At 66.9% G+C, this 10,145-nt stretch carries 7 protein-coding genes; 4 read left to right on the forward strand and 3 right to left on the reverse strand.

Annotated elements, in window-relative coordinates:
- Positions 1-39: 39 nt before the first annotated feature.
- The gene (polA, locus tag LDQ05_RS18200; protein ID WP_226438362.1) at positions 40-2,763 is read right to left on the reverse strand and encodes a DNA polymerase I; all 2,724 of its coding nucleotides are present in this window, start codon (positions 2,761-2,763) and stop codon (positions 40-42) included.
- Positions 2,764-2,981: 218 nt separating this feature from the next.
- On the opposite strand from polA, the gene LDQ05_RS18205 reads away from it, so the two are divergent.
- Genes LDQ05_RS18205 through LDQ05_RS18220 form a run of 4 tightly spaced genes read left to right on the forward strand, consistent with a single transcriptional unit; the run spans position 2,982 to position 7,205 of the window.
- Positions 2,982-4,346, forward strand: coding sequence for an ABC transporter permease subunit (locus LDQ05_RS18205; RefSeq protein WP_372461156.1), 1,365 nt, complete (start codon positions 2,982-2,984; stop codon positions 4,344-4,346).
- Positions 4,347-4,349: 3 nt separating this feature from the next.
- Entirely contained in the window at positions 4,350-5,339 is a 990-nt protein-coding gene (locus tag LDQ05_RS18210; RefSeq protein WP_226438363.1) for a branched-chain amino acid ABC transporter permease, read from the forward strand.
- Entirely contained in the window at positions 5,332-6,381 is a 1,050-nt protein-coding gene (locus LDQ05_RS18215; protein ID WP_226438364.1) for an ABC transporter ATP-binding protein, read from the forward strand. The genes LDQ05_RS18210 and LDQ05_RS18215 overlap by 8 nt, the downstream gene beginning before the upstream one ends.
- Positions 6,378-7,205 (forward strand): ABC transporter ATP-binding protein, encoded by an 828-nt coding sequence (locus LDQ05_RS18220; protein WP_226438365.1) that lies wholly within the window; start codon positions 6,378-6,380, stop codon positions 7,203-7,205. The genes LDQ05_RS18215 and LDQ05_RS18220 overlap by 4 nt, the downstream gene beginning before the upstream one ends.
- 54 nt (positions 7,206-7,259) lie before the next feature.
- Here LDQ05_RS18220 and LDQ05_RS18225 read toward each other — a convergent pair whose 3' ends face one another.
- Together LDQ05_RS18225 and LDQ05_RS18230 are read right to left on the reverse strand one after the other, a co-directional pair.
- Positions 7,260-7,994 (reverse strand): anaerobic ribonucleoside-triphosphate reductase activating protein, encoded by a 735-nt coding sequence (locus LDQ05_RS18225; RefSeq protein WP_226438366.1) that lies wholly within the window; start codon positions 7,992-7,994, stop codon positions 7,260-7,262.
- Positions 7,991-9,904 (reverse strand): ribonucleoside triphosphate reductase, encoded by a 1,914-nt coding sequence (locus LDQ05_RS18230; protein ID WP_226438367.1) that lies wholly within the window; start codon positions 9,902-9,904, stop codon positions 7,991-7,993. The genes LDQ05_RS18225 and LDQ05_RS18230 overlap by 4 nt, the downstream gene beginning before the upstream one ends.
- Positions 9,905-10,145: the final 241 nt, after the last annotated feature.

The raw sequence follows: 10,145 nt of genomic DNA on the forward strand, positions 1-10,145 counted from the left end.
GCCCGATCCCTCCTCGAGGGATCGGGCCGCGCGGCGCGATCAGTGTGCCGCGGAATCCCAGCTTCGGCCGTACCCGACGGACACCTCGAGCGGTACCGACAGCGCGATCACCGAATCCATCTTGTCGCGTACGAGTTCCTCGACCCGGTCGCGTTCGTCGGCGGCGACCTCGAGTACGAGTTCGTCGTGCACCTGCAGCAGCATCCGTGATCGCAGCCTCGCCTCGACGAGCGCCTTCTGCACGTCGATCATCGCGACCTTGATGATGTCCGCGGCCGTACCCTGGATCGGTGCATTCAGCGCAGCGCGTTCGGCGACCTCCCGCCGCTGCCGGTTGTCGCTGTCGAGGTCCGGCAGATACCGACGGCGCCCGTAGAGGGTGGAGGTGTAGCCGACCTTGCGCGCCTCCTCGACGACGTTGTGGAGGTAGTCGCGTACCCCACCGAATCGGGTGAAGTACGCCTCCATCTGTTCGTGCGCCTCGTCGGTGGAGATCTTCAGTTGCCGCGCCAGACCATAGGCACTCAAACCGTAGGCCAGGCCGTACGACATGGCCTTGACGCGGCGCCGTAGCTCCGGGGTGACTTCCTCGAGCGGCACACCGAAGGCCCTGGACCCCACGAAGCTGTGCAGGTCCTCCCCGGTGTTGAACGCTTCGATGAGGCCCGCGTCCTCCGACAGGTGCGCCATGATGCGCATCTCGATCTGGCTGTAGTCGGCGGTGAGCAGCAGGTCGTACCCGTCGCCGACGACGAATCCGTCTCGGATCTGCCGGCCCGCGTCGGTGCGCACCGGGATGTTCTGCAGGTTCGGTTCGGTGGACGAGAGCCGGCCGGTCGCGGCGACGGTCTGGTTGAACGTGGTGTGGATTCGGCCGTCGTCGGCCACCGACTTGATGAGACCGTCGACGGTCGTCTTCATCTTGGTGGCCTCGCGGTGCGCGAGCAGATGCTCGAGGAAGGGATGTTCGGTCTTCTCGAACAGGTTCTGGAGGGCGTCCGCGTCGGTGGTGTACCCCGTCTTGGTCTTCTTCGTCTTCGGCATCTCGAGGTCGTCGAACAGCACCACCTGCAGCTGTTTGGGCGACCCAAGGTTGATCTGTTTGCCGATCACCTCGTATGCGGCGTTCGCGGCGGCGGACACGTCGGCTGCGAATCCGGACTGCAGATCGTGCAGGTGCTCGGTGTCGACGGCGATCCCGGCGGCTTCGAGTTCGGCGAGCACCTCGAGCAGCGGAAGTTCCATGTCGGTGAGCAGCTGCTGCGATTCGATCGCGACGAGTTCGGCGTCGAGCGCCTCGGCCAGATCCACGACCGCGCGTGCGCGCAGGATCTCGGTCTCGGCGGTCTTCCGGTCCGCGGAGTCCTCCTCGTCGAGCAACGACAGTTGCTGTGCCCCGTCATCTTCCGCGCGCAGTTCCCGTTTCAGATAGCGCAGCGACAGATCATCCAGTTTGAAGCTGCGTTGCCCGGGACGCACGAGATAGGCGGCGAGGGCGGTGTCGCTGGTGACGCCGGCGAGGGTCCATCCGCGTCCACGCAACGCGTGGATCGCGGTCTTCGCCTCGTGCAGGGCCTTCCCGACCGAGGGATCGGCGAGCCACGCGGCGAGCGCGGCGTCGTCGTCCGGTGTGAGCGCCTCGGTGACGACGTATCCGCCCTCGCCGTCGGCCCCGGCGATCGCGACCGCGGTCGTATCGCCCCCGTAGGGCGCGCCGGACCCTGCCACCGACAGGCCGTGTCGTCGTCCGGACGGGGCGTGGTCGGCCAGCCAGGCGGCGAGGGTACCGGGTTCGACGATGCCTCCGCGCACCTCGAATCCTTCGTCCGCTTCGGGTTCGGCGGACGCGAGGGTGTCGAACAGTCGATCGCGCAACACCCGGAATTCGAGGTCGTCGAACAGTCGGTGGATGCGATCGCGATCCCACGGGGCCAGTGCGAGCTGCTCGGGTGTGTAGGGCAGCGCCACGTCGCGCACCATCTCGGTGAGCTGCCGGTTGAGCAGCACGTTCGCGAGGTTCTCGCGCAGCGAGTTCCCGGTCTTTCCGCGCACCTCGTCGACGCGATCGACGAGGTCGGCGAGGCTCCCGAACTCACGGATCCACTTGGCCGCCGTCTTCTCGCCCACGCCGGGGATGCCGGGCAGATTGTCGCTCGGATCCCCGCGCAACGCGGCGAAGTCCGGGTACTGGGCGGGGGTGAGTCCGTACTTCTCCTCGACGGCCTCGGGGGTGAACCGGGTCAGCTCCGACACGCCGCGCTTCGGGTACAGCACGGTGACGTCATCGGTGACCAACTGCAGTGCGTCGCGATCTCCGGTGACGACGAGCACCCGATACCCGAGCGCGGTGGCCTGCGTCGTGAGGGTCGCGATGATGTCGTCGGCCTCGTAGCCCTCCTCCGCCATCACCGGGATGCCCATCGCGTCGAGGACATCCTTGGTGACGTCGATCTGCCCCTTGAACTCGTCGGGCGCGGCACTGCGCTGCGCCTTGTACGCCGCGTACAGTTCGGCGCGGAACGTCTTGCGGCTCACATCGAATGCCGCGGCGACGTGTGTGGGCTTCTCGTCGCGCAGCAGGTTGATCAGCATCGACGTGAACCCGTACACCGCGTTGGTGGTCTGGCCGCTGGTGGTGCGGAAGTTCTCGGCCGGCAGCGCGTAGAAGGCGCGGAACGCGAGCGAGTGCCCGTCGAGAAGCAGCAGGGTCGGGCGGTCGTCGGTGGTCGCGGTGGTCGGGGCCGAAGTCGATGCACGGGTCACGGCTGCCAGTCTAGGGACCGGCACCGACGGGAACCGCAACACCGCGCGACGCGCCGGGACGACCGTCGAAACACACTCGTTTCCTGCGACATCGAACGTATACGTCCCGGAAATGGCAGAGACGGTTGTGGTGGGCGTCTCAGCCGCTAAAGTCCGTTTCCACGACGCCGACCCCGGCGTCGGGTTCGACCACAGCCGACCCACCCGGGAGGACCTGCGTGGCCTCAACCGTGAGATGTCGACGAGGATGGGCGTCGAGACCTCGACGGCTCGCCCGTATCGCGCTGCTGGTGTTCGCGGCGCTCATCACCGTGTTGCTCGGCGCCGGGAGCGCCGTCGCGCAGGATCCTTCCCCACCTCCCGACAGCGGTCCGCCCGGTACGACGGCGGAGCCCGCACCGACCGGCGGTGTGCCGGTCACCGGCACCCTCAACGATGCCGGCGACCGGCTCTCCGGCGTGACGGTGCGCGCGCTCGACGCGTCCGGCGACACGATCGCCGAGACCGAGTCCGTCGAGGGTGGCCGGTGGGAGCTGACCGTTCCGCCCGGCACGTACACCTTCTCGATCGACCCCGATACCCTGCCCGACGGCGTCGACGTGCAGGCCGACGTGACACGCGACGTCGTCGACGGGCGGGTCAACACCGTCATCTTCTCGTTCGGTGAGGCACGTACCGGCTCCGCGGTGTCCGCCGGGGAAACGCTCCTGCGTACCGTGATCGACGGGATCCGCTTCGGCCTGATCATCGCGATCGCCGGGGTCGGGCTCAGCCTGATCTTCGGTACGACGGGCCTGACGAACTTCGCGCACGGCGAGCTGGTGACGCTCGGTGCGGTCGCCGCGTGGGTCTTCAACGTGTCCTTCGGGATACAGCTGATTCCCGCGACGGTCCTGGCCATCGTCACCGGCGTGATCATCGGCTTGCTCAACAACGCGTTGATCTGGGCTCCGCTGCGGCGACGACACACCGGGTTGATCGCGCAGCTGGTGGTGTCGATCGGTGTGGCGATCTGCCTGCGTTACCTGATCCTCATCTTCTTCTCCGACCGCACCCAACCACTCGCCGACTACCAGGCGCAGCAACAGATGCAGTGGGGACCCGTCGCCATCACACCGGTGAACCTGGCGTGCATCGTCATCAGCCTGGTCGTGCTCGTCGGTGTCGCGGTGCTGCTGCAACGCACCCGGATCGGCAAGGCGATGCGCGCGGTGGCGGACAACCGGGATCTCGCCGCGTCGTCCGGTATCGATGTCGAGAAGGTCGTGCGGTTCGTGTGGGGCCTCGGCGGGGGTCTCGCCGCGCTCGGCGGCGTGTTGTTCGGGCTCTCCGAACTCGGGGCACGCGTGCAATGGGAGATGGGCTTCAAACTGCTGCTGCTGATGTTCGCCGGGATCATCCTCGGGGGACTCGGTACCGCGTACGGAGCCCTGTTGGGGTGTGTGATCGTCGGTCTGCTCGTACAGCTGTCGACGTTGGTGATCGACCCGGATCTCAAGTACATCGGCGGTCTTCTCGTCCTCATCGTCATCCTGGTGATCCGGCCGCAGGGCATTCTCGGCAGTCGAGCAAGGATCGGGTGATCCATGGACCTCGTATCGGTACTCCAGATTTCGTTCGCCCAGTTGATCGGCCCGTCCGCGGTCTTCTACGCGCTGCTTGCGATCGGCTTGAACCTGCACTTCGGGTATGCGGGTCTGCTGAACTTCGGGCAGATCGGGTTCGCACTGCTCGGCGGGTACGGCGTCGGCATCATGACCGTCACCTACGACCAGCCGTTGTGGGTGGGGATCCTCGTCGGGCTCGCGCTGTCGGGGCTGCTCGCGCTGCTGCTGGGCATCCCCACGCTGCGTCTGCGCGCCGACTACCTTGCGATCGCGACGATCGCGGCCGCCGAGATCCTGCGCCTGATGTTCCGGTCCACGGCGTCCGATTCGATCACCGGGTCGACCCGCGGACTGTGGGGTTTCGCCGACCCGTTCACCGCGATGAGCCCGTTCGATTCGAGCCGGCAGTACTCGCTGCTCGGAATGCGCTTCTACGGCGACGACCTGTGGGCGATGGTCGTCGGCTGGACGGTGGTGCTGCTGCTGTGCGGCCTCGTGTACCTGCTCAGCCGCAGCCCGTGGGGCCGGGTGCTCAAGGCCGTGCGGGAGGACGAGGATGCCGCCCGCGCACTCGGCAAGAACGTCTTCGTGTACAAGATGCAGGCGCTGGTGCTCGGCGGGATGATCGGCGGGCTCGGCGGCGTGTTCAACGCGTTGCAGACGAAGTCGATCAACCCCGACTTCTACTCGACCGCGCAGACCTTCTTCGCGTTCGGCGCGTTGATACTCGGAGGTGCCGCGACGGTGTTCGGCCCGGTACTCGGCGCGATGCTGTTCTGGTTCCTGTTGACGATCCCCGACGCTCTGCTGCGGCAGGCCATCTCGGGCCCCGATCCGCTGCTGTCGCTGACCGAACAGCAGGTCGGAGCGATGCGGTTCGTGCTGCTCGGAGCCATGATCGCCCTGCTCATGGTCTTCCGTCCGCAGGGCATACTCGGCAACAGGACGGAGGCGACCCGCGATGCCTGAGATCACCGATCGGCCGCAACTCGATGCGGCGACCCGCGCGGCGTTGTTCGCGACCGTGCCGCAGGAGCCGGGTGCCGCGAAACCGGATCCGATCGTCGTCGTCGACGGGATCTCACGCGCGTTCGGCGGCCTCAAGGCCGTCGACGTCGAGCACCTCGAGATCCAGCGTGGCGGTATCACGGGTCTGATCGGACCGAACGGCGCCGGGAAGACCACCCTGTTCAACCTGCTCACCGGGTTCGATCGCGCCGACACCGGGACGTGGTCGCTCGACGGTGACGATCTGGGGCGCGCTCATCCGCACCGGGTGGCGAGGCGGGGGGTGGTGCGGACCTTCCAGTTGACGAAGGCGCTGTCGCGGATGAGTGTGCTCGACAACGTGCGTCTCGGGGCACGCCATCAGCGCGGCGAGCGGATCGGCGCCGCCCTGCTGCCGTGGACGTGGCGGGCGCAGGAACGCGAGATCACCGGGCGCGCCCGGGAACTGCTCGACCGGTTCGGTCTGGCCGCGAAGGCCGATGATCCCGCCGGGTCGCTGTCCGGGGGGCAACGCAAGTTGTTGGAGATGGCTCGCGCGCTGATGACCGAACCGACGGTGGTGATGTTGGACGAGCCCATGGCCGGCGTCAATCCGGCCCTGACGCAGAGCCTGCTGGGTCACATCAAATCGTTGCGGGACGACGGGATGACGGTGGTGTTCGTCGAGCACGACATGGATGTCATCCGCGATATCTCCGACTGGGTGGTCGTGATGGCGCAGGGCTCGGTGATCGCGGAGGCGTTGCCCGACGATCTCGCGGGCAACCCGGTCGTCGTCGATGCCTATCTGGGTAGCCACCACGATCAGAAACTCGAGTTCGACGAACACGGCAACCCCGTCGGGGCGACGGCGGAGTTGTCGGAGGCTCTGGAGGAGGCCGAAGTACAGACCCTGGAAGCCGGAGGCGACCTGTCGGATCCCGAAGCCGGAGGCGACCTGTCGGATCCCGAAGCCGGAGGCGACCTGTCGGATCCCGAAGCCGGAGGCGAGGAGAAGCGATGAGCGACGGGACTTCCCCGCAGCCGCGGGATGCGTTGACGCGGGCCGAGCGCGCGGCCATGCCGGAGGAACACGCGCGGCTCGCGACGGGAGCATTGCTGCGCGCGGATGATGTGGTTGCGGGATATCTGCCCGGTGTGGATATCTTGAAGGGCTGCAACTTCTTTCTCGACGACGGGGAGATCGTCGGCATCATCGGCCCGAACGGTGCCGGGAAGTCGACTCTGCTCAAGGCGTTGTTCGGGTTGATTCCGGTGCGGCACGGCAACATCACGTTGCGTGGCGAGTCGATCACGTCGGCTCCGGCGCATGTGCTCGTGCGCAAGGGTGTCGGGTATGTTCCGCAGACTCAGAACGTGTTTCCGTCGTTGACGATCGAGGAGAATCTCGAGATGGGAAGCTATCTGCGTCCCAAGAAGTTCGCCGAGCAGTTCGATCGTGTGTCGGGGTTGTTCCCGCTGCTGGCGGAGCGTCGCCGTGTGAAGGCCGGCGCGTTGTCGGGCGGCGAACGGCAGATGGTGGCGATGGGTCGTGCGCTGATGATGGAGCCGTCGGTGCTGCTGCTCGACGAGCCGTCGGCGGGTCTGTCACCGATGTTCCAGGACGAGGTGTTCATCCGCTGCAAGAGGATCAACGCCGCGGGGGTGTCGATCATCATGGTCGAGCAGAACGCGCGGCGTTGTCTGCAGATCTGCGACCGCGGGTACGTTCTCGATCAGGGCCGCAACGCCTACACCGACACGGGTGCGCGTCTGATGAAGGATCCGAAGGTCGTCGAGTTGTATCTGGGGACGCTCGCCGGCAGCCAGGAGGGGAAGCGCCCCTGATCGACCGTGTGGGCGGTGCGGGACCGGCCGGTCCCGCACCTCGCACACGGCTGTCTACCGGTGTGCGGACATCCGGTCCTGTCCGGTCGAGGTCCGCACGGATACACCTTCCGGTATCACGTCGACCACGTCGCGCAGTCCGCGCCCGCCGAGTGCGTCCGCGTACCCGGGCCGGGTGCCCGTCGACCGGGCCTCCTGCAGGACGATTGCGCCGGCACCGGTGGCGCGTACGTGCTGCACGAGGGCGTGCACGTGGTCGGCGGTGTGCACGGTGGGATCGACGGTGATCCGGATCTCGTGGTCGACTCCGGAGTCGACCACGAGCCGCAGTGACGTGAAGGCCCGGTCGGCGCTCGCCGGCACACCGGTGATGCGCGGGTAATCGTCGGGCAGTGCCTTGATGTCGAGACCGACCCAGTCGAGCAGCGGGAGCACCGTCGCGAGTCGCGCCGGGTAGGCCCCGGCGGTGTGCAGGCCGGTGCCGAAACCCTGTTCCCGCACCCACTGCGCGGCCGGGGCCAGTCCGGGTTGCCGGGTGGGTTCTCCTCCGGAGAAGACCAGCCCGTCGAGGAGGCCGCGGCGGCGGGTGAGGAAGTTCTGCACCTCGTTCCAGCCGAGTGCGCCCGGTGTGCGCGGATCGATCAGGTCCGGGTTCTGGCAGTAGGTGCACTGCCACGGGCACCCCTGCAGGAACGCGGTGGCGACGAGGTGTCCGGGCCAGTCGCAGGTGGAGAGGTGAACGAGCCCGGCGATGGTCGGGTCGTCCACGTCGGGGTTCCCGACCGTCATGCGGCCGAGAAGGATTCGGCTGCCCGGGCCTCTTCGAACGAGACCCGTTCGGCGTGTTCGCCCTTCTTGCCGATGTTGAACGACGACACGGGCCGGAAGTATCCCATGACGCGGGTCCACACCTCGCACACCTGCGGTTCGGCTCCGGGATTCTCCTGGGCGCACCGTTCGCAGACGGGATGTTCGCCCGCCAGGTACCCGTGGTGCGGGCAGATCGAGAACGTCGGGGTGACCGTGAGATAGGGCAGCCGGAACCGGGTCAGGGCGCGACGTACCAGGGTGCGGCACGCGTCGGCGCTCGACAGCCGTTCGGACATGTAGAGGTGCAGTACCGTTCCGCCGGTGTACTTGCGCTGCAGGTCGTCCTGGCGTTCGAGGGCTTCGAACGGATCGTCGGTGAATCCGACCGGCAGTTGGGACGAGTTGGTGTAGTAGGGGTTGCTCTCGGTGCCGGCGTGGATGATCCCGGCGAACCGTCTGCGGTCCTCCTTCGCGAACCGGTAGGTGGTGCCCTCGGCAGGGGTCGCCTCGAGGTTGTACAGGTGCCCGGTCGCTTCCTGGAACTCGACCATGCGGGCGCGGATGTGGTCGAGGATCCGGACGGTCAGGTCGTGTCCGCGCGGGTCGGTGAGGTCGTGGGCATCGCCCGTGAAGTTGCGGACCAGCTCGTTCATGCCGTTGACGCCGATGGTCGAGAAGTGGTTGTCGAGGGTGCCCAGGTAGCGCTTCGTGTACGGGAACAGGCCCTCGTCGATGTACCGTCCGATGACGTCGCGTTTGACCTCGAGGGAGTCGCGTGCCAGTTCGAGCAGCGTGTCCAGGGCACGCAGCAACGCGGTCTCGTCGCCGGCGTGCAGGTAGCCGAGTCTGGCCGTGTTGATCGTGACGACACCGAGTGATCCGGTCTGCTCGGCGGAACCGAACAGTCCGTTGCCGCGCTTGAGGAGTTCCCGCAGATCCAGTTGCAGTCGGCAGCACATCGAGCGCACCATGTTCGGTTCGAGGTCGGAGTTGACGAAGTTCTGGAAGTACGGCAGGCCGTACTTCGCCGTCATCTCGAACAGGGCGTCGGCTCCCGGCGAGTCCCAGTCGAAGTCGCGGGTGATGTTGTAGGTGGGGATCGGGAAGGTGAACACGCGGCCGGTGGCATCGCCGGTCGTCATGACGTCGATGTAGGCGCGGTTGATCGTGTCCATCTCGGCCTGCAGATCACCGTAGGTGAACGGCATCTGCTCCCCGCCGATGATCGGGGTCTCCCCTGCGAGGTCCTCGGGGCAGGTCCAGTCGAAGGTGAGGTTGGTGAACGGCGTCTGGGTTCCCCAGCGGGACGGCACGTTCAGGTTGTAGACGAGTTCCTGGACGGCTTGACGCACCTCGTCGTAGCCGAGGTCGTCCTTGCGGACGAACGGCGCCATGTAGGTGTCGAACGAGCTGAAGGCCTGCGCTCCCGCCCATTCGTTCTGCAGGCAGCCGAGAAAGTTCACGATCTGGCCGACCGCGGACGACAGGTGTTTGGGTGCGGTGGCGTCCACCTTGCCCGGGATGCCGTTGAGCCCTTCCTGCAGAAAAGCCTTCAGGGACCAGCCGGCGCAGTAGCCGGCGAACATGTCGAGATCGTGGATGTGCAGGTCCCCGTCGCGGTGTGCGCGCCCGATCTCGGGGGTGTACACGTGGGTGAGCCAGTAGTTCGCGGTGACCTTGCCCGCGGTGTTCAGGATCAGCCCGCCCAGCGAATAGCCCTGGTTGGCGTTGGCATTGATCCGCCAGTCGGAGCGGTCGAGGTACTCGTCGACGGTGTCGGCGACATCGACCACGGCGCCGACGGCGCCGTTCGGACTCCGGTGGTGGTCACCGGTACCGGGTGCGGTGGGTGTGGGTGCGGTGGGTGTGGGTGTGCCGGTGTCGATCATCGATCGGTTCCTCTGCCTTCCCTCGGTGCCTGCGCGGAGTGTGCGTGGCGATCCGCGCCTGAAGCCAGGCCGCGAACCACCACACGACCACCATATGTATGGCCCCGGATGGTCAATAGCCCCAATATGTAGTGGCATATGGCGACTTTCGTCCATTCGGACGTCGACCACCGGTTCGGGTCGCACCGCGGCCGACAACCCGATACGGCGCGCGGGGCCGGGAATCGTTCGATTCCCGGCC

The sequence above is a fragment of the Rhodococcus yananensis genome, assembly GCF_020515525.1.
Classification (GTDB): Bacteria; Actinomycetota; Actinomycetes; order Mycobacteriales; family Mycobacteriaceae; genus Rhodococcus; species Rhodococcus yananensis.

Coding starts and splice junctions, on each gene's coding strand:
- LDQ05_RS18215 (WP_226438364.1), top strand. CDS start 5,332: ATGCCTGAGATCACCGATCGGCCGCAACTCGATGCGGCGACCCGCGCG.
- LDQ05_RS18220 (WP_226438365.1), top strand. CDS start 6,378: ATGAGCGACGGGACTTCCCCGCAGCCGCGGGATGCGTTGACGCGGGCC.
- LDQ05_RS18225 (WP_226438366.1), bottom strand. CDS start 7,994: ATGACGGTCGGGAACCCCGACGTGGACGACCCGACCATCGCCGGGCTC.
- LDQ05_RS18230 (WP_226438367.1), bottom strand. CDS start 9,904: ATGATCGACACCGGCACACCCACACCCACCGCACCCACACCCACCGCA.
- LDQ05_RS18210 (WP_226438363.1), top strand. CDS start 4,350: ATGGACCTCGTATCGGTACTCCAGATTTCGTTCGCCCAGTTGATCGGC.